At 60.7% G+C, this 23809-nt stretch carries 21 protein-coding genes; 8 read left to right on the top strand and 13 right to left on the bottom strand.

The window, feature by feature from the left end; genetic code table 11:
- Positions 1-66: 66 nt before the first annotated feature.
- The 4 genes from AC1RS8_RS04325 to AC1RS8_RS04310 form a co-directional block, all read right to left on the bottom strand.
- Positions 67-2064 (bottom strand): acyltransferase family protein, encoded by a 1998-nt coding sequence (locus tag AC1RS8_RS04325; RefSeq protein ID WP_489339430.1) that lies wholly within the window; start codon positions 2062-2064, stop codon positions 67-69.
- A 182-nt stretch (positions 2065-2246) separates the two neighbouring features.
- Positions 2247-3506 (bottom strand): transcription termination factor Rho, encoded by a 1260-nt coding sequence (gene rho / locus AC1RS8_RS04320; protein ID WP_057712815.1) that lies wholly within the window; start codon positions 3504-3506, stop codon positions 2247-2249.
- Positions 3507-3754: 248 nt separating this feature from the next.
- Positions 3755-4084, bottom strand: coding sequence for a thioredoxin TrxA (trxA, locus tag AC1RS8_RS04315; RefSeq protein ID WP_003206727.1), 330 nt, complete (start codon positions 4082-4084; stop codon positions 3755-3757).
- Between the two features lie 120 nt (positions 4085-4204).
- Entirely contained in the window at positions 4205-4912 is a 708-nt protein-coding gene (locus tag AC1RS8_RS04310) for a FadR/GntR family transcriptional regulator (protein ID WP_154909838.1), read from the bottom strand.
- A gap of 255 nt (positions 4913-5167) precedes the next feature.
- On the opposite strand from AC1RS8_RS04310, the gene AC1RS8_RS04305 reads away from it, so the two are divergent.
- The 5 genes from AC1RS8_RS04305 to ppx all read left to right on the top strand — a co-directional run bounded on the left by AC1RS8_RS04305 (position 5168) and on the right by ppx (position 9752).
- Complete coding sequence (locus tag AC1RS8_RS04305; protein ID WP_057712813.1) at positions 5168-5953, top strand: transporter substrate-binding domain-containing protein; 786 nt, start codon at positions 5168-5170, stop codon at positions 5951-5953.
- Positions 5954-5975: 22 nt separating this feature from the next.
- Entirely contained in the window at positions 5976-6644 is a 669-nt protein-coding gene (locus AC1RS8_RS04300) for an amino acid ABC transporter permease (protein ID WP_057712812.1), read from the top strand.
- Positions 6641-7291, top strand: coding sequence for an amino acid ABC transporter permease (locus AC1RS8_RS04295; RefSeq protein ID WP_057712811.1), 651 nt, complete (start codon positions 6641-6643; stop codon positions 7289-7291). The genes AC1RS8_RS04300 and AC1RS8_RS04295 overlap by 4 nt, the downstream gene beginning before the upstream one ends.
- Positions 7278-8015 carry an amino acid ABC transporter ATP-binding protein gene (locus tag AC1RS8_RS04290; RefSeq protein ID WP_090452085.1) on the top strand — a complete coding sequence of 246 codons (738 nt, stop codon included), beginning with the start codon at positions 7278-7280 and terminating at the stop codon, positions 8013-8015. Before AC1RS8_RS04295 ends, AC1RS8_RS04290 begins: the two co-directional genes overlap by 14 nt.
- Positions 8016-8249: 234 nt before the next feature.
- Positions 8250-9752: an exopolyphosphatase gene (ppx, locus tag AC1RS8_RS04285; protein WP_489339431.1), complete on the top strand. Its 1503-nt coding sequence runs from the start codon at positions 8250-8252 to the stop codon at positions 9750-9752.
- A gap of 166 nt (positions 9753-9918) precedes the next feature.
- Here the strand turns inward: ppx and ppk1 are convergent, their stop codons facing one another.
- Positions 9919-12147, bottom strand: coding sequence for a polyphosphate kinase 1 (gene ppk1, locus AC1RS8_RS04280; RefSeq protein WP_057712808.1), 2229 nt, complete (start codon positions 12145-12147; stop codon positions 9919-9921).
- 18 nt (positions 12148-12165) lie between these two features.
- Complete coding sequence (hemB, locus tag AC1RS8_RS04275) at positions 12166-13179, bottom strand: porphobilinogen synthase (protein WP_102669342.1); 1014 nt, start codon at positions 13177-13179, stop codon at positions 12166-12168.
- A 206-nt stretch (positions 13180-13385) separates the two neighbouring features.
- Here hemB and AC1RS8_RS04270 point away from each other — a divergent pair, with 206 nt between their 5' ends.
- Positions 13386-14018 carry a DedA family protein gene (locus tag AC1RS8_RS04270; protein WP_057712806.1) on the top strand — a complete coding sequence of 211 codons (633 nt, stop codon included), beginning with the start codon at positions 13386-13388 and terminating at the stop codon, positions 14016-14018.
- On the opposite strand, the gene AC1RS8_RS04265 is transcribed toward AC1RS8_RS04270, so the two are convergent.
- Positions 14002-15234 (bottom strand): sterol desaturase family protein, encoded by a 1233-nt coding sequence (locus tag AC1RS8_RS04265; protein WP_489339432.1) that lies wholly within the window; start codon positions 15232-15234, stop codon positions 14002-14004. The two genes, AC1RS8_RS04270 and AC1RS8_RS04265, sit on opposite strands and share 17 nt — an antisense overlap.
- A gap of 115 nt (positions 15235-15349) precedes the next feature.
- Between AC1RS8_RS04265 and elbB the strand changes: the two genes are divergently transcribed.
- Complete coding sequence (gene elbB, locus AC1RS8_RS04260) at positions 15350-16018, top strand: isoprenoid biosynthesis glyoxalase ElbB (protein WP_057712804.1); 669 nt, start codon at positions 15350-15352, stop codon at positions 16016-16018.
- 119 nt (positions 16019-16137) lie between these two features.
- Here elbB and AC1RS8_RS04255 read toward each other — a convergent pair whose 3' ends face one another.
- The 5 genes from AC1RS8_RS04255 to AC1RS8_RS04235 form a co-directional block, all read right to left on the bottom strand.
- Positions 16138-16593, bottom strand: coding sequence for a YaiI/YqxD family protein (locus tag AC1RS8_RS04255; RefSeq protein WP_057712803.1), 456 nt, complete (start codon positions 16591-16593; stop codon positions 16138-16140).
- Positions 16594-16702: 109 nt separating this feature from the next.
- Positions 16703-18601, bottom strand: a complete 1899-nt coding sequence (locus AC1RS8_RS04250) for an FTR1 family protein (RefSeq protein WP_489339433.1) — start codon at positions 18599-18601, stop codon at positions 16703-16705.
- Between the two features lie 161 nt (positions 18602-18762).
- Complete coding sequence (rhtB, locus tag AC1RS8_RS04245; RefSeq protein WP_057712801.1) at positions 18763-19395, bottom strand: homoserine/homoserine lactone efflux protein; 633 nt, start codon at positions 19393-19395, stop codon at positions 18763-18765.
- Between the two features lie 238 nt (positions 19396-19633).
- Positions 19634-20215 carry a mechanosensitive ion channel family protein gene (locus tag AC1RS8_RS04240; protein WP_223500601.1) on the bottom strand — a complete coding sequence of 194 codons (582 nt, stop codon included), beginning with the start codon at positions 20213-20215 and terminating at the stop codon, positions 19634-19636.
- On the bottom strand, positions 20215-22125 hold the full coding sequence (locus AC1RS8_RS04235) for an ATP-binding cassette domain-containing protein (RefSeq protein ID WP_340312826.1): 1911 nt from the start codon (positions 22123-22125) through the stop codon (positions 20215-20217). Before AC1RS8_RS04235 ends, AC1RS8_RS04240 begins: the two co-directional genes overlap by 1 nt.
- Before the next feature lie 50 nt (positions 22126-22175).
- On the opposite strand from AC1RS8_RS04235, the gene AC1RS8_RS04230 reads away from it, so the two are divergent.
- The gene (locus AC1RS8_RS04230; protein WP_150814553.1) at positions 22176-22640 is read left to right on the top strand and encodes a TIGR02444 family protein; all 465 of its coding nucleotides are present in this window, start codon (positions 22176-22178) and stop codon (positions 22638-22640) included.
- Here AC1RS8_RS04230 and AC1RS8_RS04225 read toward each other — a convergent pair.
- A complete protein-coding gene (locus tag AC1RS8_RS04225) occupies positions 22637-23809 on the bottom strand; it encodes an AlgP family protein (RefSeq protein WP_489339434.1) in 1173 nt (390 codons plus the stop codon). The two genes, AC1RS8_RS04230 and AC1RS8_RS04225, sit on opposite strands and share 4 nt — an antisense overlap.

The following is a 23809-nucleotide window of genomic DNA, read 5'->3' as shown; positions in this document are numbered from 1 at the left end:
TGATGGCACCCGAAAAATAGGCGTACATCCTACCTGCTCTGCCGGCCGCTGGCAGCTTATCGCTGCTTATCTGGATGCATTCACCTGCGGTTTCCCCGGGTTTGCCCTGGCTTGCAGACTGACAAACAGCGGTTCGAGGATCGGCGCCACGAACCGCGCACCGACTTCCGAGAGGTGATTGTCATCGGTGTACAACGAGTAGCCGCCGCGTTCGGCGCGGCACAGACCGCTGGCATCACACAGTCTTGGCGCCGGGTCCACCACCTGTACCGCCGGGTCCTGCGCCAGTTGTGCGAACAATTGACTGATGAATGCCTGGCGCTTGTGATGCTCTGCGAGCGCCAGCCCGACATCGTCGACCGGACGGGCCAGCATTGCCAGACGGGTGAGGCGATACGGTGGGCTGAAGGCCTGCAACGGCGCCTCTTTTACCAGCCAGACCCGATGCCCGCCGGCACGCAATTGCGCGACTCGGGTACGCAAGCCATCGGCCAGACGTTGTTCGGCAATTGCGCGATCGTAATGCCCGTCAGGGTTTTTCAGAACGTGGCCCAGATCACCTTTGGCATCGCCGTAGAGGTATAGGCTCCAGTGCGCAACCAGCACCACATCGCTGACAGCTTGCGGCTTCAGGGCTTGTTCAACACGTCGATTGAACCGCGCACAACGCGCATCGTGCTCCAGGCCTGCGACAGGCAAACAGCCGGCAGAACTGGCGAGCATCACATTGACGCCATGGGCCTTGGCACCCTCGTCGAAAACCGGAATCAACGCCGTGGCATGGCTATCGCCCCAGACAAGCGCTGGGGGCAGGCGGTTTTGCGCGCCATAACGGCAGAACAACTTGTCATCCGGCGTCTTGTCATCGGCCAGGCAGGCCATCAGCTCTGGCCGCCATTCGCGACCCTTGGCGTATTGCAGGGCCTGGTCAGACAGACGCCATGGCAAGCCGTCGGTCCATCGCAAGGTTTGTCCGGCCAGGCCGAGCACCAGGACGCCGCAGGCACCAGCGAGCAGAATCTGCCGGCGCCCGGCGAGCAGGCGACGCTCACGAAACGGGGTCTCGACGAATTTCCAGGACAGATAACCCAGCAACGGCGTCAGTAAAATCAACCCGGCACTGTCGAAAACACTCGTTTCACCGACGCTGGCATAGCTGGAGAATACGAACACCGGCCAGTGCCACAGGTACCAGGAATATGAAATCAGACCGAGGCCGACCATTATCCGACTGCTCAAAAACTGACCAACCCAGGTTTCACGATGACCGTTGGCCAGAATCAGCAGCACCACACCCGGCACCGGCAGCAACGCCGCGACACCCGGGAATGGCGTGGCCTTGTCATAACCGAACACCGCCAACAGGATCAGCAACATACCGAGCAGACTCAGCCACTGCGCCGCCATCGGCTTGAGACGCCATGCAGACTTGGGCGCTACCGCCAGCATCGCACCGACCAATAGCTCCCACGCACGCATAGGCAACAGGAAGAAAGCTTTTTCCGGATGATGGGCGACAGCCCACACGCTCAAACCAAAGGACAGCAGCAATACGCTGAACAGTGCCAGTCGCCAATGCTTGAGACGGCTCGACAGCAGTGTCAGCAGCAACGGGAAGACGATGTAAAACTGCTCCTCCACCGCCAGCGACCAGGTGTGCAGCAGAGGCTTGAGATCGGAGGCGACATCGAAATAGCCGTCCTGGCGCATGAACAGGATGTTGGAGACGAACATCACCTGGTAACGCACCGATCGCCCCAGCTCTTCGTAATCCTTCGGTGCCAGCAAAAACCAGCCGACCGCCAGCACCGCAATGATCATCGCGAACAACGCCGGCAAAATCCGCCGCGCACGCCGGGCCCAGAAATCGACGAAGCTGAATTGCCCGGCCTGGCGCTGACTCCAGATGATCGACGTGATCAGGTAACCGGAAATCACGAAAAACACGTCCACGCCGACAAAGCCGCCGGTAAACCCAGGAACGCCAAAGTGAAACAGCACGACGGCGATCACCGCCACTGCGCGCAAGCCGTCGATATCCCTTCGATAAGCCAGTGAGCTCATAAGCATTAAACCAGTCAGATCGTTATTTTCAGCGCGCTTGAGCATCGCCCCCGGAGATGACTGCAAACGCGGCTGGTTGAAGTGCTAACCAACTGACCTTGGCCAATCAAAAACCTCCCATGGCCCAGGTAAAAAAAAGGCGCCCCACTGGGGCGCCATTCTCTTGAACTCAACGGGCGATGTTACTTGCGCTTCATCGACAGGAAGAATTCGTCGTTGGTCTTGGTCGTTTTCAGCTTGTCGACCAGGAACTCGATGGCAGCAATTTCATCCATCGGGTGCAGCAGTTTGCGCAGAATCCACATGCGCTGCAGCTCGTCGTCGGCGGTCAGCAACTCTTCGCGGCGGGTGCCGGAACGGTTGATGTTGATGGCCGGGAACACGCGTTTTTCAGCGATGCGGCGATCCAGAGGCAGCTCCATGTTGCCGGTGCCTTTGAATTCCTCGTAGATCACTTCGTCCATCTTCGAGCCGGTTTCAACCAGCGCGGTGGCGATGATGGTCAGCGAGCCGCCTTCTTCGATGTTCCGCGCGGCGCCGAAGAAACGCTTCGGTTTCTCCAGGGCGTGGGCATCGACACCACCGGTCAGTACCTTGCCGGAGCTCGGGATCACGGTGTTGTAGGCGCGAGCCAGACGAGTGATGGAGTCAAGCAGGATCACCACGTCTTTCTTGTGCTCGACCAGGCGCTTGGCCTTCTCGATCACCATTTCGGCAACCTGCACGTGACGGGTTGGCGGCTCGTCGAACGTCGAGGCAACCACTTCACCGCGCACGGTGCGCTGCATTTCGGTTACTTCTTCCGGACGTTCGTCGATCAGCAGCACGATCAGGTGAACTTCAGGGTTGTTACGCGCGATGTTCGCGGCAATGTTCTGCAGCATGATCGTCTTGCCGGCTTTCGGCGGTGCAACGATCAGACCGCGCTGGCCTTTACCGATCGGGGCGCACAGGTCGATGACACGACCGGTCAAGTCTTCGGTGGAACCGTTACCGGCTTCCATCTTCATGCGCACGGTCGGGAACAGCGGGGTCAGGTTCTCGAAGAGAATCTTGTTCTTCGCGTTTTCCGGACGGTCGAAGTTGATCGTGTCGACCTTGAGCAGCGCGAAATAACGCTCGCCTTCCTTTGGAGGGCGGATCTTGCCAACGATGGTGTCACCGGTGCGCAAGTTGAAACGGCGGATCTGGCTCGGCGAGACGTAGATATCGTCTGGACCTGCGAGATAGGAAGCGTCAGCGGAGCGCAGGAAGCCGAAGCCGTCCTGGAGAATCTCCAGCACGCCATCACCGGAGATTTCCTCACCGCTTTTCGCGTGCTTCTTGAGCAGGGAGAAAATCACGTCCTGCTTGCGCGAACGGGCCATATTTTCTATGCCCATCTGTTCGGCCAATTCGAGCAGTTCGGTAATCGGCTTTTGCTTGAGTTCAGTCAGATTCATATAGGAATGACGTAATCATTTATGGAGGGGGGGAAATTAAGCTTTTGGCTTAATGAGGCCGCGCCGCGGAGAAGGCGACAGGATCGCGTACTTATTCGAAAAGGAGTGCGTCGGCGACGGCTAGCAGGGGGCAATGGAGAAACCAGTGCGGGGCCGAATGTACCACCTGAGTTTAGGAGCGTCTAGCCCTGAATACGCAAAAAGCCCCGCTATTTGCGGGGCTTTTTCAGGACACTTTGCAACGACGCTTAGATGTTGGCGTCGAGGAAGGCAGCCAGTTGCGACTTCGACAGTGCGCCGACCTTGGTCGCTTCAACATTGCCGTTCTTGAACAGCATCAGGGTCGGGATACCGCGCACGCCGTGCTTGGCCGGGGTTTCCTGGTTTTCGTCGATGTTCAGCTTGGCAACGGTCAGCTTGCCTTTGTAAGTCTCGGCAATCTCGTCCAGAACAGGAGCGATCATTTTGCAAGGGCCGCACCATTCAGCCCAGTAATCGACCAGTACAGCGCCTTCGGCCTTGAGTACGTCGGCCTCGAAGCTAGCGTCGCTAACGTGTTTGATAAGATCGCTGCTCATGGAATTCTCCAGGTTGTAAGCAAAAAAACGTGGCCCATCATAGCGGTCCTTCCCTCGTTCAGGAAGGTGCAGATGATTGAGTCTCGCTATGGTGATCCATGAGTTTGGGTATAGCTCAGGTCATGAAGTGGCGGGAGCGATGAACGCGATTCCGGTGCGCAACGCGGCGTTACGTACGTGCTCTTGCATGGCCTTTTGCGCGGCGCCAGACGCTCGGCGAGCCAGCGCACGAAGGATTTTGCGGTGTTCCTGCCAGGTTTCCATGGCCCGCTCGACCCGGATGAACGGTAGCTTCTGGCTTTCCAGGAAGATGTCGGCGCTGGCGGTCAGGATGCTCAGCATCGCCTGATTGCCGCTGGCCAGCAGGATGCGGCGGTGGAATTCGAAATCCAGGCGGGCAGCGGCTTCGAAGTCGCCGGACTTCAGCTCATTGCGCATGGCGGCGACATTGTCTTCCAGCGCATCGAGTTCGTCGGTGCTCAAGGTTACGGCCGCCAACCCCGCAGCAAAACCCTCCAGCGCATAGCGCAACTGAAAGATGTCCAACGGCGAAGCCTGCGCCGCGAACGGCCAGCCCGGCGCCGCATCGCCCCGCGGTAGCTCCACGGGCGATTGCACGAATACGCCTTTGCCCGGCTGGATACTGATGACCCCCAGCGCACTCAGCGATGACAACGCCTCGCGCAACGACGCCCGACTGACCCCCAATTGCACCGCCAGGTCCCGTTGCGAGGGCAAGGCATCCCCCGGCCCGAAGCCCTGTTCGGTAATCAGTTTGCGGATGGCTTGCAGCGCCACTTCAGGTACGGCGCGGGAGATCGAGTTCATGGTTTTCCAGACGAACCAGCCAATGTGCGCTCAGTTGTAAAGCTATTCGCGACGTCCGGCAAGTCGTGCCCCATGGGGGTTCGGAGATTTTCACGGCTGCGCCATCGGGGTGCGAAAAGCAACCTGACTGTTCAGACCAGTAAGACCGTGCGACGCCAGTAAAACCGTGCCCTGGCGCCCTCAAAACCCCATGTTGGCATGGCCCATGCTCTGTCGATCCGCAGAAATCACTTCTTGCCGATCCGGAGATTTGCCATGACCCAGCGTTACAGCGCCCTCCTCGCAGCCTTGTTCGCCAGCCTGATGCTGAGCCAGGCACCCGCCCACGCCGATGGTCTGGAGGATGTGGTCAAGCGCGGCGTCCTCAAGGTAGCCGTGCCCCAGGACTTCCCGCCATTCGGCTCGGTCGGCCCGGACATGAAACCCCGCGGCCTCGATATCGACACCGCGAAACTGCTGGCCGACCAGCTCAAGGTCAAACTCGAACTGACGCCGGTCAACAGCACCAACCGCATCCCGTTCCTCACCACCGGCAAGGTCGACCTGGTGATCTCCAGCCTCGGCAAGAACCCGGAGCGCGAAAAAGTCATCGACTTCTCCCGCGCCTATGCGCCGTTCTACCTCGCCGTGTTCGGTCCGCCAGACGCCGACATCAAGGGCTTGGACGATCTCAAGGGCAAGACCATCAGCGTCACCCGTGGTGCCATCGAAGATATCGAGCTGACCAAGGTCGCCCCCGAAGGCGTGACCATCAAGCGTTTCGAAGACAACAACTCGACCATTGCCGCGTACCTGGCCGGGCAAGTCGACCTGATCGCCAGCGGCAACGTGGTGATGGTCGCCATCAGCGAGAAGAGCCCGAAACGCGTGCCGGCGCTGAAAGTGAAGCTCAAGGACTCACCGGTCTACGTCGGCGTGAACAAGAACGAGTCGGCGCTGCTGGACAAGGTCAACCAGATTCTGGTGACCGCCAAGAGCGACGGCGCGCTGGAAAAGAACGCCCTGACCTGGCTGAAAGAACCGCTGCCGGCCGATCTCTGATTCGGCGCGCTGGAGACGTTTTATGGCTTATCAGTTCGATTTCCTGCCGGTGGTGAACAACACCGATCTGTTGCTGCGCGGTGCTTTGTTCACCCTTGAGCTGACCGCCATCGGCGCTGTGCTCGGCGTGGGGCTGGGCATCGTCGGGGCGCTGGTGCGGGCGTGGAACATCCGGCCTTTCGCGGGGATTTTCGCGGTCTACGTCGAGTTGATCCGCAACACGCCATTTCTGGTGCAGTTGTTTTTCATCTTCTTCGGCTTGCCGTCCCTGGGCGTACAGATTTCCGAATGGCAGGCGGCGGTGCTGGCGATGGTCATCAACCTCGGCGCCTATTCCACCGAGATCATCCGCGCCGGCATCCAGGCGATCCCTCGGGGTCAGCTGGAAGCCGCAGCGGCACTGGCGATGACTCGCTTCGAAGCGTTCCGTCATGTGGTGCTGCTGCCGGCACTGGGCAAAGTCTGGCCGGCCCTGAGCAGCCAGATCATCATCGTGATGCTCGGCTCGGCGGTGTGTTCGCAAATCGCGACGGAGGAGCTGAGCTTCGCCGCCAACTTCATTCAGTCGCGCAACTTCCGCGCCTTTGAAACCTACGCCCTGACCACACTGCTGTACCTGTGCATGGCGCTGCTGATCCGCCAGTTGCTGAACTGGCTTGGCCACCGCTTCATCGCAAGGAGCAGCCGATGAGCGACTTCACTTTCTGGGACATCGTGCGCAACCTGCTCACGGGCCTGCAATGGACGCTGGCGCTGTCGCTGGTGGCGTTCATTGGCGGCGGACTGATCGGCTTACTGATCATGGTCATGCGCATCTCGAAAAAATCCTTGCCCCGCAGTTTCGCCCGCACTTACATCGAACTGTTTCAGGGCACACCGCTATTGATGCAGCTGTTCCTGGTGTTTTTCGGCGTGGCGTTGGCCGGGATCGAGATTTCGCCGTGGATGGCCGCGGCGATTGCACTGACGTTGTTCACCAGTGCTTATCTGGCGGAGATCTGGCGCGGTTGCGTCGATTCGATTCCCAACGGTCAGTGGGAAGCCTCATCGAGCCTGGCGCTGAACCCGCTGGAACAATTGCGCCATGTGATCCTGCCCCAGGCCCTGCGCATCGCCGTGGCGCCGACAGTGGGGTTTTCGGTGCAAGTGGTCAAAGGCACCGCCGTCACCTCGATCATCGGCTTCACCGAGCTGACCAAGACCGGCGGCATGCTCGCCAACGCCACCTTCGAACCGTTCATGGTCTACGGCCTCGTCGCCCTCGGCTACTTCCTGCTCTGCTACCCCTTGTCGCTCAGTGCGCGATACCTGGAAAGGAGACTGCATGCCTCTGCTTAGAATTTCCGCCCTGCATAAATACTATGGCGATCACCATGTGCTCAAAGGCATCGACCTGAGCATCGAGGAAGGCCAGGTGGTGGCGATCATCGGCCGTAGTGGCTCGGGCAAGTCCACCTTGCTGCGCACCCTCAACGGCCTGGAGTCAATCAATGACGGTGTGATCGAAGTCGACGGCGAGTACCTCGACGCCGCCCGCGCCGACCTGCGCAGCCTGCGGCAGAAAGTCGGCATGGTGTTCCAACAGTTCAATCTGTTCCCGCACCTGACCGTGGGCGAAAACGTCATGCTCGCGCCGCAAGTGGTGCAAAAAGTGCCGAAAGCCAAGGCCGCCGAACTGGCGCGGCAGATGCTCGAAAGGGTCGGACTGGGGGAAAAGTTCGATGCCTTCCCTGATCGGCTGTCGGGCGGGCAGCAACAGCGGGTAGCGATTGCCCGGGCACTGGCGATGTCGCCGAAGGTTTTGCTATGTGACGAAATCACCTCGGCACTGGACCCGGAACTGGTCAACGAAGTGTTGAGCGTGGTCCGGCAACTGGCCAGGGAAGGCATGACGCTGATCATGGTCACCCACGAAATGCGCTTCGCCCGGGAGGTTGGGGATAAGTTGGTGTTCATGCACCAGGGCAAGGTGCATGAGGTTGGGGATCCGAAGATTCTGTTCGCGAATCCGCAGACGGCGGAGCTGGCGAATTTCATCGGGACGGTTGAGGCTGTGGGCTGACAGAGCTTCAGCACCAGCGAGACCGTCATCGCGAGCAAGCTCGCTCCCACAGAGGGCCTGCGTCGGTCGCGGGATTAGAGACACCCTGGAACCCTGTGGGAGCGAGCTTGCTCGCGATTGACCGCGAAGCGGTCACCGGTTTTCATGCACTGGATCAAGGCTTTGAACACTGCGCGTTGGCGCCAGCCTTTGATCGTGGCACGATGTCGAGGTTATCGACCGAGACCCCTGACCATGCCGCAATCCAAAGCCAAGAATCTGTCCCTGATCGCCGCAATCGACCTGGGCTCCAACAGTTTTCACATGGTCGTGGCCAAGGCCCAGAACGGCGAGATCCGTATTCTCGAGCGTCTCGGGGAGAAGGTTCAGCTGGCCGCCGGCATCGACGAAGAGCGCCACCTCAATGAAGAATCGATGCAACGCGGGCTCGATTGTCTCAAGCGTTTCGCCCAACTGATCAGCGGTATGCCCACCGGCGCCGTGCGAATCGTGGGCACCAACGCCTTGCGTGAAGCCCGCAACCGCGCCGAATTCATCCATCGCGCCGAAGAAATTCTCGGCCACCCGGTGGAAGTCATTTCCGGCCGTGAAGAAGCACGCCTGATCTATCTCGGAGTGTCCCACACCCTCGCCGACACCCCGGGCAAGCGCCTGGTGGCCGACATCGGTGGCGGCAGTACCGAGTTCATCATTGGCCAGCGCTTCGAACCGCTGCTGCGCGAAAGCCTGCAGATGGGTTGCGTCAGCTACACCCAACGCTATTTCAAGGACGGTAAGATCACCCCGGCCCGTTACGCCCAGGCGTACACCGCGGCGCGGCTGGAGATCATGAGCATCGAGCACGCCCTGCACCGCCTGACCTGGGATGAAGCCATTGGCTCCTCGGGCACCATCCGCGCCATCGGCCTGGCACTGAAGGCCGGCGGCCACAGCACCGGCGAGGTCAACGCCGAGGGCCTGGCCTGGCTCAAGCGCAAACTGATCAAGCTGGGCGACGTCGAAAAAATCGATTTCGAAGGTATCAAGCCGGATCGCCGGGCGATTTTCCCGGCCGGCCTGGCGATCCTCGAAGCGATCTTCGACTCCCTGGAACTGCAACGCATGGATCACTGCGAAGGCGCCCTTCGCGAAGGCGTGCTCTATGACCTGCTGGGCCGCCATCATCACGAAGACGTGCGCGAACGCACCCTCACTTCGCTGATGGAGCGCTACCACGTCGACCAGGAACAGGCGGTACGGGTCGAGCGCAAGGCGCTGCATGCGTTCGATCAGGTGGCCGAGGACTGGGATCTGGAAGACGGCGTCTGGCGCGAATTGCTCGGCTGGGCGGCCAAGGTCCATGAGGTGGGCCTGGACATCGCTCACTACCAGTACCACAAGCACGGCGCCTACCTGATCGAGCACTCGGACCTCGCCGGGTTCTCCCGCGAAGACCAGTTGATGCTCGCGCTGTTGGTACGCGGCCACCGACGCAACATTCCCAAGGACAAGTTCGCCGATTTCGGCGATGACGGCATCAAGCTGATTCGCCTGTGCGTACTGCTGCGCTTTGCGATCCTGTTCCACCACATCCGTGGCACCCAGCAAATGCCCCAGGTGGAACTGAACGCCAATGGCAATAGCCTGGAAGTGGTATTCCCGGAGAACTGGCTGGACGAAAACCAGCTGACCCAGGCCGACTTCGAAATCGAAGCGCAATGGCTGACCCGGGTCGACATCGTGTTGAGCGCTCGCTGAAATTGAAAAAAGGCCTTCTTCGGAAGGCCTTTTTTTGTCTGCGATTCTGCAAACGCCACTATCCCCTGTGGGAGCGAGCTTGCTCGCGATGGCGGATGGTCAATCAACACATCGTTGCCTGACACACCGTCATCGCGAGCAAGCTCGCTCCCACAGGTTGCAGTCGTTACCGGACGGCCAGGATCGGACTGCCCAAACGCTCCAGCAATGTCGCCTGGGCGCTGCGCGGGTTCTGGTTGCCGGTCGGAGTGTTACGGATGTAACGGCCGTCCGACTGCAGGCTCCAACTGTGGGTGTTATCGGTCAGATACAACTCCAGCTCTTTCTTGACCCGCATGATCAGCTTCTTGCCCTCCACCGGGAAGCAAGTCTCGACGCGCTTGTCGAGGTTGCGTTCCATCCAGTCGGCACTGGACAGGAACATCTGCTCGTCGCCACCGTTGAGGAAATAGAAGACCCGGGTGTGTTCCAGGAAGCGACCGATGATCGAACGCACGTGGATGTTGTGGGAAACCCCGGCGATGCCCGGTCGCAGGCAGCACATGCCACGCACCACCAGATCGATGCGCACGCCCGACTGGCTGGCCTTGTACAGTGCGCGGATGATCTTCGGATCGGTCAGCGAGTTGAACTTGGCAATGATGTGCGCCGGCTTGCCGTCGAGGGCGAACTGGGTTTCGCGGGCAATCATGTCGAGCATGCCCTTTTTCAGGGTAAACGGCGCGTGCAGCAGTTTCTTCATGCGCAGCGTCTTACCCATGCCGATCAACTGGCTGAACAGTTTGCCGACGTCTTCGCACAAGGCGTCGTCGGAGGTCAGCAGGCTGTAGTCGGTATACAGGCGGGCGTTGCCGGCGTGGTAGTTACCCGTACCGAGGTGCGCATAACGCACGATTTCACCCGCTTCGCGCCGCAAAATCAGCATCATCTTGGCGTGGGTCTTGAAGCCGACCACACCATAGATCACCACCGCACCGGCCGCTTGCAGACGGCTGGCCAGTTGCAGGTTGGACTCTTCGTCGAACCGTGCGCGCAGTTCGATCACCGCGGTGACCTCTTTGCCGTTACGCGCCGCATCCACCAGCGCATCGACGATTTCCGAGTTCGCGCCGGAGCGGTACAGGGTCTGGCGCACCGCCAGCACGTGCGGGTCCTTGGCGGCCTGGCGCAGCAGGTCGACCACCGGAGTGAACGACTCGAACGGGTGCAGCAACAGGATGTCCTGCTTGCTGATCACGCTGAAAATGTTCTCGCTGTTCTGCAGCAGTTTTGGAATCTGCGGGGTGAACGGCAGGTATTGCAGCTCGCGCTGGCTGTCCAGGCCGGTAATGCTGAACAGCCGCGTCAGGTTCACCGGACCGTTGACCTGATACAACTCCGTCTCGCTCAGGTTGAATTGCTTGAGCAGGTAGTCGGACAGGTGTTTCGGGCAGGTGTCGGCCACTTCCAGACGCACCGCATCGCCATAGCGACGGGAGAACAGTTCGCCGCGCAAGGCACGGGCCAGGTCTTCGACGTCTTCGGAGTCCAGCGCCAGGTCGGCGTTACGGGTCAGGCGGAACTGGTAGCAGCCCTTGACCTTCATCCCCTGGAACAGGTCATCGGCGTGGGCGTGGATCATCGACGACAGGAAGACATAGTTGTCGCCGGCGCCGCCGACTTCTTCCGGCACCTTGATGATGCGCGGCAACAGGCGTGGCGCCGGGATGATCGCCAGACCGGAATCGCGGCCAAAGGCGTCGATGCCTTCGAGCTCGACGATGAAGTTCAGGCTCTTGTTCACCAGCAACGGGAACGGGTGCGTCGGGTCGAGGCCGATCGGGGTGATGATCGGCGCGATCTCGTCACGGAAATAGCGACGGACCCAGGTCTTGAGCTTGGCCGTCCAGTTACGGCGACGGATGAAGCGGACCTGATGCTTTTCCAGTTCCGGCAACAGGATGTCGTTGAGGATCGCGTACTGGCGATCGACGTGACCATGGACCAGTTCGCTGATGCGGGCCAGGGCCTGATGCGGTTGCAGACCATCGGCGCCGGCCTGTTCACGGGCGAAGGTGATCTGCTTCTTCAGGCCGGCGACACGAATTTCGAAGAACTCGTCCAGGTTGCTGGAGAAGATCAACAGAAACTTCAGCCGCTCCAGCAATGGATAGGACTCGTCCAGCGCCTGCTCCAGCACGCGGATGTTGAACTGCAGTTGCGAGAGCTCGCGGTGGATGTACAGGCTGCTGTCATCCAGGCCGGGAATGGCCAGCACTGGCGCCGGCGCTGTCACGGCGGTTTCGACGACCGCCGCGGGCGGAGCTGGCTCCAGCTCCGGCGGGGTCTCGTCGACTTGCTCCACCACAGGTTGAGCGTCTTTTACGGCAACTTCAGTGAGCACTTCGGTATTCATCGAATGTTCCTGGGAGGGCTATTTTTGCTCTCGTAACAATTGAGCGGCACGAACGGCGAAATACGTCAGGATGCCATCAGCCCCTGCACGTTTGAAAGCGGTCAGGGACTCGAGGATAACCCCTTCGCCCAACCAGCCATTTTGGATCGCCGCCATGTGCATGGCGTATTCGCCGCTGACTTGATAAACAAAAGTCGGCACTTTGAATTCTTCTTTTACCCGGCACAGGATGTCCAGGTACGGCATGCCTGGCTTGACCATGACCATGTCTGCACCTTCTGACAAGTCCGCCGCCACTTCGTGCAGGGCTTCGTTGCTGTTGGCCGGGTCCATCTGATAGGAGGCCTTGTTGGCCTTGCCCAGATTCAGCGCCGAACCGACCGCATCACGGAACGGGCCGTAATAGGCACTGGCGTACTTGGCCGAGTAGGCCATGATCCGCACGTTGACGTGACCGGCCACTTCGAGAGCTTCGCGGATCGCCTGGATGCGACCGTCCATCATGTCCGATGGGGCCACGACCTGAGCGCCGGCCTCAGCGTGGGACAGGGCTTGCCTGACCAGTGCGTCGACGGTGATGTCGTTCTGCACGTAGCCTTCTTCATCAAGAATGCCGTCCTGACCATGGGTAGTGAATGGGTCCAGGGCAACGTCGGTGATCACGCCCAGCTCCGGGAATTGCGCACGCAGCGCACGGGTCGCGCGCTGGGCGATGCCTTGCGGGTTCCACGCTTCGGCGGCGTCCAGGGACTTGAGTTCCGCTGGCGTCACCGGGAACAGTGCCAGCGCCGGTATCCCCAGTTCGACCCACTTGGCCGCCTCTTCCAGCAACAAATCGATGGTCAGGCGTTCGACACCCGGCATCGAAGCCACCGCTTCGCGACGGTTTTCACCGTCCAGTACGAACACCGGCAGGATCAGGTCATCGACGGTCAGGACGTTTTCACGGACCAGACGACGCGAGAAGTCGTCACGACGATTGCGGCGCAGGCGGGTTGCTGGGAACAAACGGTTGGCGGGGGTAAAGCTCACGGCAGACTCCTGAGCCCGCAGGCGTGCGAGCGTGACAGTTATAAGCGGCCATTATGACGAACGTATTACAGTTGTGTGCACCCCTGTGACAGGTAGCCGCATTCCATTGTCGTTGTAGGAAATGTTCACGTCGAGACACATTTGGACACTTTCCTGAATGTGTCCGAAGGGTTAGGCTGCGCGTTCATTTCGCCAGCACCCAGACAATGCTCCAACAATTTCTGCATGACTTCGGCTACTTTGCCCTTTTTCTAGGCACGTTCTTCGAAGGCGAAACCATCCTGGTACTCGCGGGCTTCCTCGCGTTCCGTGGATACATGGACATCAACCTGGTGGTGGTCGTGGCCTTCTTCGGCAGCTATGCCGGCGACCAACTGTGGTATTTCCTGGGACGCAAACACGGCCGCAAGCTCCTGGCGCGCAAACCCCGCTGGCAGATGATGGGTGACCGGGCGCTGGAACACATTCGCAAGCATCCGGACATCTGGGTATTGAGCTTCCGCTTCGTCTACGGTTTGCGCACGGTCATGCCGGTGGCCATCGGGCTGTCGGGCTATCCGCCGGGCCGTTACCTGCTGCTCAACGGCATTGGCGCAGCGATCTGGGCCACTGCCCTGGCGGCGGCCGCGTACCATTTCGGCGCGGTGCTCGAAGGCATGCTCGGCAGTGTGAAGAAGTATGAACTCTGGGTGCTCGGTGCGCTGCTGGTCCTGGGCTTCGTGCTGTGGCTGCGTCGGCGCTTCAAGAATGCCCGCCTGGCCAAGCAGGTCTACGCCGACGAACAAGCCCTGAAGGCCGAACGAACCAAAGCCGAAGGCCCTACTACGCCAGCCGAGTGATGCGGTTTCTGCAACAGTAGAGACCGATGCCGCTCAACAGACTGTAACTGAACAGGCCGACCCAGCCCACGGCGCTGGCCGGCCACAGCCCCACCATCGGGGCCAGCCATACCAATGGCAGATTCGACGCCAGCCGCACCAGCTCCAGCTTCAACGCCCACGGGCGATTCTCCAGAGCCACGCCCAGCACAAACAGACCGAACGCCACCGCTCCCCAGCCCAACGCCAGGGCGACGACGGACAGCTTCGGCTCAAGATTCATCAAGTAACTGCCCAGCGCGATATAGACGCAGAACTGCATGAGGACGTAGAGCTGCTGACGCCCGTCCAGCGCCACCTCGAATTTGCGAAACTGGCTCAGGTCCGGCTTGTTCATCGGGTATCTGGCAGCCACCTCCGCCGGGCGCCAGCCGGTGCGCATGAACCAGATCCGCAGCTTGTCCCAGGTGCTTTCGGCACGACGCGCATCTGCCCACAACTGCGCGTAGAACTGCACGTTCGCCCACACGGGGTTCCAGCTCGCCAGTGGCGTGGTCACGCCGAAGATCACCGGCTCGTTGTCGTCTTCTTCCTGGAACGAGCCGAACAGACGGTCCCAAATAATGAACACGCCGCCGTAGTTGCGATCCATGTAGAGAGCGTTCTGTGCATGGTGAGCCCGATGATTGGACGGCGTGACAAAGAACCATTCGGACCAGCCAAGCTTGGGAATGTGCCGCGTGTGCACCCAGAACTGGTACAGCAGGTTCAGCGCCGCGACGCTGACGAACACCAGCAGCGGCACGCCGGACACTGCCATCGGCAGATAGAAGATCCAGCCCAGCAGGAAGCCGGTACTGGACTGGCGCAAGGCCGTGGACAGGTTGTAGTCCTCGCTCTGATGATGCACCGAATGGGCGGCCCAGAGGATGTTGCGCTCGTGACCCATGCGATGCAGCCAGTAGTAGCAGAAATCGTAGAAGACAAAGGCAAACACCCAGGTCCAGATGCTGTCGGCCGACAACTCGAACAACGCCAAGTGCTTGAGGGCAAAGGCGTAGGTCACCAGCCCCACCCCCTTGGTCAACAGACCCGTGGTGGTCGACAGCACGCCGGTGCTGATGCTGTTGATCGCGTCTGCCACCCGATAATTGCTCACCCCGCGCCAACGGTCGGCCAGCAGCTCGGCGGCGATCAGCACAAAGAAAAACGGCACCGCATACAGAATGAAGTCCATGACGCGCCCTGATCGGAATCTTGAGGACAGATGCTATGTGCAGCCGTGAATTAACCCTATGGCAACGCGGGACAAATTAGTGGACATTTAACGCCATGAATCTGGAGAAAAGCCCATGAGCAAAAAAGTTGCAGTGATCCTTTCCGGTTGTGGCGTGTACGACGGCGCCGAGCTCCACGAGAGCGTCATCACCCTGCTGCGCCTGGACCAGCGCGGGGCGCAGGTGCAGTGTTTCGCACCTGACATCGCGCAGTTGCATGTGATCAACCACCTGACCGGCGAAGAAATGCCCGAATCGCGCAACGTGCTGGTGGAGTCGGCGCGGATTGCCCGAGGCAACATCAAGGATATCCGAGACGCGAACGTCGATGAGTTCGATGCGCTGATCGTGCCCGGCGGCTTCGGCTCGGCCAAAAACCTGTCCAGCTTCGCCATCGAAGGCGCCGCCTGCACCGTTCAACCGGATGTCCTGGCACTGACCGAAGCCTTTGCCGAGGCCGGCAAACCGGTGGGGTTGATGTGCATCTCCCCTGCCCTGGCGGCAAAGATCTACGGCCCTGGCGTCACCTGCACCATAGGCAACGACACCGACACGGCAGCTGCGATGAACAAGATGGGCGCGACCCATACCGATTGCGCGGTCAGTGACATCGTCGAAGACAAGGCGCGCAAACTGGTGAGCACACCGGCTTACATGCTGGCGCAATCGATCAGTGAAGCGGCTTCAGGCATCAACAAGCTGGTAGACCGGGTACTGGAACTGACCCACGAAAACGACGCCTGACACCCTCCAAAACTGTGGGAGCGAGCTTGCTCGCGATGGGGCCAGCACATTCAACATCGATGTTGTCTGTAAGTCCGCTATCGCGAGCAAGCTCGCTCCCACAGGGTTCGCCACTGATCTTAAGAACTGCGCGTCAGACGAGTGAGAATCCGGTCCAACGCATTGGCAAACGCCTGCTTCTCACGGTCGCCAAACGGCGCTGGCCCTCCGCCCATTTGCCCCTGTTCGCGCAAATCGGTGAACAGGTTGCGAACCGCCAGCCGCTCGCCCATGTTCTGCGCATCAAACTCCTTGCCCCGTGGGTCGAGCGCTGCCACGCCCTTCTTCACCAGACGATCGGCCAGTGGCACATCGCTGCAGATCACCAGTTCACCAGGTACCGCGTGTTCCACCAGGTAGTCATCGGCCGCATCCGGGCCGCTCGGCACCACGATCAGCTTGACCAGTGCCAGCCCTGGTTTGGTCTGCGGCTGCCCGGCCACCAGCACCACTTCGAACTGGCGCTTGAGAGCGAACTTCACCACCAGATCCTTGGCTGCCCGAGGACAGGCGTCGGCATCGATCCACACACGCATTGAATTTTCCTCTGTTGAAAAGCATCGCGGGCAAGCCACGCTCCCACAGGTTAACGCGAAACCTGTGGGAGCGTGGCTTGCCCGCGAAAGTGAGCGAAGCGAATGCCGTTTAAGAAACCTGCACCCGCTGCCTCTCAACCACCCGGCTACGACCGTACAACACGACAATCGAAATGATCGCCACAGCCTGGGCGCTCAACGAATAGGCATCGGCATGGATCCCCAGCCATTCAAAGTCAAAGAACGGCACCGGCCGCGTACCGAAGATCCCGGCTTCCTGCAGCGCTTTCACGCCATGCCCGGCAAACACCACCGACAAGGCGCACAAAAGACCGGCGTTGATGCTGAAGAACAACGCCAGCGGCAACTTCGCCGAACCGCGCAAAATCACCCAGGCCAGGCCGACCAGCAGCACCACCGCCGTGGCACCACCGGCCAGCACCGCGTTGTGCCCCGCGGGACCTGCCTGCAACCACAGGGTTTCGTAGAACAGGATCACTTCGAACAGTTCGCGATACACCGAGAAGAACGCCAGGGTCGCAAAACCGAAACGCCCGCCACCGCCCACCAGGCTGGTCTTGATGTAATCCTGCCAGGCCGCGGCGTGACGACGGTCATGCATCCACACGCCCAGCCACAGCACCATGACGCTGGCAAACAACGCCGTCGCACCTTCCAGCAATTCGCGTTGGGAACCGCTGACATCAATCACATAGGCTGCCAGCGCCCAGGTGCCCAGCCCCGCCACAAACGCCAGGCCCCAGCCGACGTTAACGCTGCGCACCGCCGCCTGTTGATCCGTGTTACGCAGGAAAGCAAGGATCGCCGCCAGCACCAGAATCGCTTCCAGACCTTCGCGCAGCAGAATCAGCAGGCCGGAAATGTAACTCAGCGACCAGCTCAAACCCTCGTTGCCCAACAGGCCGGCCGATGCCTTCAACTTGTCCTTGGCCACGTCCAGGCGCTGCTCGACCTCGCTCACCGGCAAGCCGTCCTGCAACGACTGACGGTAGGCCATCAGGGATTTTTCAGTGTCTTTACGCACGTTGGCGTCAATGTTATCCAGCGAGCTCTCAACCAGCTCGAAGCCTTCCAGATACGCCGCTACCGATAAGTCATAAGCCTGATCATGCTCACCGGCACGATACGCCGCGATGCTCTTGTCCAAAGTGGCCGCGGTGTAGTCGAGCAGTTGCGCCGGACCACGCTTGACCTGCGGCGGTTGCGCTCGCTGGGCACGGAAGGTCGCGGCGGCTTGCAGGCCTTCGACAGCCTGTACTTCGGCCGGGGTCTGACGAGCGAGGTCGGCGATGTTGTAGGTCTTTTCAGCCTTGGCCGTCGCCGGGTCGACACTGAAGCTGGCGATATAGGTGGCCAGGTCCCAACGCTGACGATCATCCAGTTGATCGGCAAAGGCCGGCATGTCAGTCCCTTCGACCCCCAGGCCCAGGGTGCTGTAGACCGCGTAGAGGCTCAGTCGATCCAGTCGTGTGGTATCACGCAGATTGGATGGCGGCGGCGTCATGCCGACACCTGCCGGGCCGTCGCCGGCCCCTGTATCGCCATGGCAGACCGAGCAATGCTGAGCGTACAGCGGCGCACCACGCACCGGGTCCGGCGTAATGACCGGGGCCTGGCTGACTTCATAGGCCACGGCCAGCTTCGCACCCAGTTGCCGGGCCTGGCGCGCGACGTCGGCACCGTCCTGATGGGCGTCAATGGAATTTCCCAGCGCGGCCAGGCTTTGCTCCAGAGCGGCTTTTTCCGGCTTGGCCGGCATGGCTGCAATCAGATTTCCCAGCGTCTTGACCGAGTCTTGCTGCGCGCGAAATCCGGCCTGGTCCGTGATGCTGCCCGCCTGCACCGTGTCCGGGTAATCCGCGCCGATGTAATCGAGCAAGTGCAGCGCCTGCGGCGCACCTTCGGCGGGAGCGGCCAGTAGCTGAAAACTGCACGCAGCCAACAGCGGCAGCAACAGCCAGGCCAGGAAACGGGAGGGGGCAATCATGAATGAATCTCAATTGGAAATACGAAGTTACATATTGTTAACGCCAGACGGGTTTCGCTCAAGCTTTGTTGATATCTCTTCGTAATTGCATCAGTTTCGAGAGCGGCTCCTCCAAACAAAAAAGGCGACCTCCAGGGTCGCCTTTTTTGTATATCGCCGATTTACACAGCAGCTTTGCGCAACGTCGCCATGAACGCCGCCGCCCCAATGAACAGCCCGGCAAAGGTCCGGTTCATGCGCTTTTGCTGTTTCGGTGTGCGCAACAGACGCAGCACTTTGGACGCCAGACCGGTGTAGCCGGCCATGACGATCAGGTCGACGCAAACCATGGTCACACCGATTATCAGATACTGAATCAGCAGTGGCGCATGGGGGTCGATGAACTGCGGCAACACCGCCAGCATGAACACCAGCGCCTTGGGGTTGCTGATGTTCACCAGAAAACCACGGAACACCAGGGCCATCGGCTTGCCGATCTGGCGCAGCGCCGCGTCATCGCTCATATCGCTGGGCAGCGCACGCCATTGCTTGATCGCGAGGTAAACCAGATACGCCACGCCAAACCATTTGATGGCGTAGAAGGCCGTGGCCGACGCCGTGAGAATGGCGCCGACACCGGCGCCGACGATGGCGATCTGCAAAGCCAGGCCCAGTTGCAGGCCCAGGGCGTTCCAGTAGCCGCGCCAGAAACCGTATTGCAAGCCGCTGGACATCGACGCAATGGCGCCGGCACCGGGGGACAGGCTGATCACCCAGCAGGCGGCAAAAAACGCCAGCCATGTTTGAAGCTCCATTGCACACCTCGACTCAGACTCGTGACAGATGTCTAAGCTAATGCGGCTTTGATTGGATGACTACCGATTTTTTGCAGGGCATGACGACTGCCGACCAGCGTGCTCGGCGTTATGACCCCTTCGCGAGCAAGCCCGCTCCCACACTGGATCTACGCTGCTCACAAAGTTTTGTGTCCACCGAAGAGCAAATGTGGGAGCGGGCTTGCTCGCGAAGGCAATCTATCAGACAGCAGAAGGCTTACTTTTCAAACCCGCTGGAAGGAAACACATCCGTCCCGCGCCAGCGTCGTACCGAACGCTGGAAGAACAAACTGTTGGGCACCTGCACCATGGCGCTGCCAGTGCCGAGTTCTTCGGCCTCGACCAGCGTGGTGTAAAGAAGATTGATCGCCACTACCCGGCCTTTGACGCCGGGCTTGTCGGTGGTGTCCACCAACTCGACTACGTCACCTATGCGAAACGGGCCGACGGTAAAGATCAGGATCGCGCACAGCAGGTTCGAGAGCACGCTCCACATGGCGAAAAACGCCACCGCCGCGACTGCGACGAAACCGGACAACGCGGTCCAGAGCACCGTGGCCGAAACACCGAGGCGCTCCAGCACGAAAATCAATGCACTGCCCATGATGAGCCAGCGCAGACCACCGCGCAGCGGCATCAGCAACTGCGGCGGAAACGGGTAGCGCTCGCCGAGACGGGTCAGGCATTTGGCGACGAAACGCTGGGCGATGTATCCGGCCAGCAGGATCAGCAGGATTTGTACGCCGAGCCAGATCGGCTCGACCCACACCGCCGGCAGCGGCAGCTTGAAGGCGTCCATCAGGACAGCTCCTCCAGCTCCGCCTGCATGTTTTCCAGCAACTCCAGGGCTTCCATCCAGGCTTCTTCCAGCTCCGCCTCACGCACCTTCAGCTTGGCCTGTTCGGCCAGCAGATCCCGCAATTCGTTCTTGCGCGCCGGCTCGTAGATGTCGCTGTCGCCGAGGCTGGCATCGATCTTCGCCAGCTTTTCGTGGAGCTTGCCGAGTTCGGCTTCAAGCTTGTCAGCTTCGCGCTTGTGCGGCGCCAGTTGCTGACGCAACGCAGCAGCGGCCTGACGCTGGGCTTTCTTGTCGGTCTTGTCCGGGTTGACCGGCGTGTTGCTGACCGGTGCGTTGCGCTGGCGATACTCCACCAGCCAGCGGGTGTAGTCCTCCAGGTCGCCGTCGAATTCCTCGACCTTGCCGTCCGCCACCAGATAGAAATTGTCGGTGGTGCTTTTGAGCAAGTGGCGATCGTGAGAGACCACCAATACCGCACCGCTGAATTCCTGCAGGGCCATGGTCAGCGCCAGACGCATTTCCAGGTCCAGGTGGTTGGTCGGTTCGTCGAGCAGCAACAGGTTCGGTCGGTCCCAGGCGATCAAGGCCAACGCCAGGCGCGCCTTTTCGCCACCGGAGAAATTCAGTACTGGCTCGTCGATTCGCGCACCACGGAAGTCGAACCCGCCGAGGAAATCGCGCAGGGTCTGCTCACGCTCGGTCGGTGCCAGGCGTTGCAGGTGCAGCAACGGGCTGGCCTTGGAGTCCAGCGAATCCAGCTGATGCTGGGCGAAGTAACCGACAACGGTGTTCTCGCCACGGGTCAAGCGGCCGGCCAATGGCGAGAGCTCACCGGCAAGGTTCTTGATCAGGGTCGATTTACCGGCGCCATTCGGGCCGAGCAGACCGATTCGCGCACCGGGGGTCAGTTGCAGCTTGACCTTCTCCAGCACGGCTTTCTCGCCGTAGCCCAGGCGGGCATCGGACAGGTCGATCAGCGGGCTGGAAATTTTCTGCGATTCACGGAAGACAAAGTCGAACGGCGAATCGACGTGGGCGGCGGTCAGCTCTTCCATCCGCTCCAGTGCCTTGATCCGGCTCTGGGCCTGGCGGGCCTTGGTAGCCTGGGCCTTGAAGCGGGCGATGTAGCTTTCCATGTGCGCACGTTGCACCTGCTGCTTCTCGTACGCCTGCTGTTGCTGGGCCAGGCGTTCGGCACGGGCACGCTCGAAGGCGCTGTAGCCACCGCGGTACAGGGTGATCTTGCGCTGATCGACGTGGGCCACGTGGTCGACCACGGCATCGAGGAAGTCCCGGTCGTGGGAAATCAGCATCAAGGTGCCGGGATAACTCTTGAGCCACTCTTCGAGCCAGATGATGGCGTCGAGGTCCAGGTGGTTGGTCGGTTCGTCGAGCAGCAGCAGGTCCGATGGGCACATCAAGGCCTGCGCCAGGTTCAGGCGCATCCGCCAGCCACCGGAGAAATCCCCGACCTGGCGATCCATCTGCTCATTGGTGAATCCAAGTCCGGCCAGCAGCTTGCGCGCCCGGGCATCGGCGGTGTAACCGTCGGCGCTGTCGAGTTCCGAGTGCAGTCGGGCCTGAGCGGCACCGTCATGGGCCGCTTCGGCTGCCGCCAGGTCGCGTTGCACCTGGCGCAGGCGCAGGTCGCCATCGAGCACGTAGTCGACCGCCAGGCGTTCGAGGGTGTCGACCTCCTGGCGCATGTGGGCGATACGCCAGTCGGCCGGCAGGAAGCAATCACCCGAGTCCGGGTGCAGCTCACCCCGAAGCAAGGCGAACAGGCTCGATTTGCCGGCGCCGTTGGCACCGATGAGGCCGGCTTTCTGGCCGGCGTGCAGGGTCAGCTCGGCGTCTTCTAGCAGACGTTGCGGGCCACGCTGTAAAGTCAGGTTCTGAAGTCGAATCATAATGGCGGCGGAGTCTACCAGCTTCGCTCGCAACTGGCGCGAGTAGCACTATGTCCTCTGACCTGTGGAGCTTTTCCCTAAGTACTTATGCCCAGCCCGGCGTTGAACCCGCATGCCTGCAATTGCAGTCGGCGGGCATCAATGTGTGCTTGCTACTCTGCGGACTGTGGCTGGGAGAACGTGGCGTCGCCTTTAACGAACACCGATTGCAGCAACTGCGTAGCGTGGCCGAGCCATGGGACGCAGACGTGGTGCGACCGCTGCGAGCCTTGCGGGTGAATTGGAAGGTCGTTGCCGCCGACGACGGCGAACTGAATGCTTTGCGCGAGCAAGTGAAGGCACTCGAACTGGAAGCCGAGCGACATCTGTTGGTACGACTGGAACGAACGGCGTTGAGTTGGCCGCAAGGTGAGGCGACCGATCTATCGGCCTGGCTCAATGGTGTGGCGGCAGGCGCCGCCCACCTGGACCGCGACGCGCTGCATCAGCTGCGCGTCGCGGTAACCGGCACTTAGGAAGCGCTGGTTGGGGTGGTTGCTGCGATCGATGCGGCGGCCGGCGTTGGCGCTGGCGTGCCTGTCGAGGTGGCTGCTGCTAAAGCAGACGGTGCACCCGGAGCCGGATTGGCTGGCTTGGCAACTGGCGCGGCGGCCGGCTTGGCGGCAACAGGTTTCACTGCTGGTTTTGCAGCTGGTTTTGCAGCTGGTTTTGCAGCTGGCTTCGCCGCCGCTGGCTTGGCAGCGGGCTTAGCGGTGGCCGGTTTGGCAGCAGCGGCTGGTTTAGCCGCAGCAGGTTTAGCCGCAGCAGGTTTGGCTGCCGGTTTAGCGGCTGGTTTAGCGGCCGGCTTGGCCGCTGCTTTTACAGCGGGTTTGGCCGCAGTTTTCGCAGCTGGTTTTGCAGCGGTTTTAGCCGCGACAGATTTGGCGGCCGGCTTCGCAGCAGGTTTCGCTGCTGCAGTTTTGGCTGCTGGTTTTACTGCGGGTTTAGCGGCTGGTTTTGCAGCCGGTTTAGCGGCGGCGGTTTTAGCCACGGCTGGCTTGGCAGCAGCGGCTCTTGCAGCGGTAGGTCGTGCGGCGGCTGGTTTGGCAGCCGTGGTTTTAGCCGCAGGTTTCGCAGCGCTGGCAGCAGCCGGTTTTCTCGCAGCCGGTTTGGCAGCAGGTTTGGCTGCGGCAGTTTTAGCTGCTGGCTTGGCAGCTGCAGGTTTTGCGGCAGGTTTGGCCGGTGCTTTTGCAGCAGCCGGTTTGGCAGCGGCTTTCTTCGCAGGTGCCGCAGCAGGCTTGGCCGCACGCAAGGACAACACCTTGCCGACAGCCTCTTGTACACGACCGACGCCCTGGGCCAGTTTCAGGCTTTCCTGAGCATCGCGCTTGAGTTGCAGAATGTAGCCGCGGGTTTCCGATTGACGATCCTTGAGGGCATCGAGCAGTTCCTCAAGATCGGCCACTGCGCCCTTGGCCTTGGCTTGTGCCTTGGCTTTTCCGGCCGCCGCAGCGTCCTGCAATTTGGTGCGGGATTTGTGCAGTTTTTCTTGCGCTTTTCCGCGCTGCTTTTCCAGCTTGGCGAGCAGTTTTTCAGCATCAGCCAAGGCTTCGGAACAAGCGGTTTCCAGATGCTCGAGCAAGCTGCTCGAGAGTTGTTGGAGCAAGTGCAACGGAGTGTTTACTGGCTTCTTGGTGGCCGACAT

The organism is Pseudomonas sp. GW821-FHT12A04 (assembly GCF_058807755.1).
The sequence above is the reverse complement of the archived record's forward strand: the minus strand, read 5'-3'. Positions and strand labels throughout refer to the sequence as shown.

Excerpts from the sequence above, each read along its gene's own strand:
- ppx (WP_489339431.1), top strand. The coding sequence starts at position 8,250 with ATGCCGCAATCCAAAGCCAAGAATCTGTCCCTGATCGCCGCAATCGAC.
- AC1RS8_RS04235 (WP_340312826.1), bottom strand. The coding sequence starts at position 22,125 with ATGATTCGACTTCAGAACCTGACTTTACAGCGTGGCCCGCAACGTCTG.
- rhtB (WP_057712801.1), bottom strand. The coding sequence starts at position 19,395 with ATGGAGCTTCAAACATGGCTGGCGTTTTTTGCCGCCTGCTGGGTGATC.
- AC1RS8_RS04305 (WP_057712813.1), top strand. The coding sequence starts at position 5,168 with ATGACCCAGCGTTACAGCGCCCTCCTCGCAGCCTTGTTCGCCAGCCTG.
- AC1RS8_RS04255 (WP_057712803.1), bottom strand. The coding sequence starts at position 16,593 with ATGCGTGTGTGGATCGATGCCGACGCCTGTCCTCGGGCAGCCAAGGAT.
- AC1RS8_RS04295 (WP_057712811.1), top strand. The coding sequence starts at position 6,641 with ATGAGCGACTTCACTTTCTGGGACATCGTGCGCAACCTGCTCACGGGC.
- AC1RS8_RS04230 (WP_150814553.1), top strand. The coding sequence starts at position 22,176 with ATGTCCTCTGACCTGTGGAGCTTTTCCCTAAGTACTTATGCCCAGCCC.
- AC1RS8_RS04240 (WP_223500601.1), bottom strand. The coding sequence starts at position 20,215 with ATGGACGCCTTCAAGCTGCCGCTGCCGGCGGTGTGGGTCGAGCCGATC.
- AC1RS8_RS04265 (WP_489339432.1), bottom strand. The coding sequence starts at position 15,234 with ATGGACTTCATTCTGTATGCGGTGCCGTTTTTCTTTGTGCTGATCGCC.
- AC1RS8_RS04250 (WP_489339433.1), bottom strand. The coding sequence starts at position 18,601 with ATGATTGCCCCCTCCCGTTTCCTGGCCTGGCTGTTGCTGCCGCTGTTG.
- trxA (WP_003206727.1), bottom strand. The coding sequence starts at position 4,084 with ATGAGCAGCGATCTTATCAAACACGTTAGCGACGCTAGCTTCGAGGCC.
- AC1RS8_RS04270 (WP_057712806.1), top strand. The coding sequence starts at position 13,386 with ATGCTCCAACAATTTCTGCATGACTTCGGCTACTTTGCCCTTTTTCTA.
- AC1RS8_RS04290 (WP_090452085.1), top strand. The coding sequence starts at position 7,278 with ATGCCTCTGCTTAGAATTTCCGCCCTGCATAAATACTATGGCGATCAC.
- AC1RS8_RS04225 (WP_489339434.1), bottom strand. The coding sequence starts at position 23,809 with ATGTCGGCCACCAAGAAGCCAGTAAACACTCCGTTGCACTTGCTCCAA.
- rho (WP_057712815.1), bottom strand. The coding sequence starts at position 3,506 with ATGAATCTGACTGAACTCAAGCAAAAGCCGATTACCGAACTGCTCGAA.
- ppk1 (WP_057712808.1), bottom strand. The coding sequence starts at position 12,147 with ATGAATACCGAAGTGCTCACTGAAGTTGCCGTAAAAGACGCTCAACCT.
- elbB (WP_057712804.1), top strand. The coding sequence starts at position 15,350 with ATGAGCAAAAAAGTTGCAGTGATCCTTTCCGGTTGTGGCGTGTACGAC.
- AC1RS8_RS04310 (WP_154909838.1), bottom strand. The coding sequence starts at position 4,912 with ATGAACTCGATCTCCCGCGCCGTACCTGAAGTGGCGCTGCAAGCCATC.
- AC1RS8_RS04300 (WP_057712812.1), top strand. The coding sequence starts at position 5,976 with ATGGCTTATCAGTTCGATTTCCTGCCGGTGGTGAACAACACCGATCTG.
- AC1RS8_RS04325 (WP_489339430.1), bottom strand. The coding sequence starts at position 2,064 with ATGAGCTCACTGGCTTATCGAAGGGATATCGACGGCTTGCGCGCAGTG.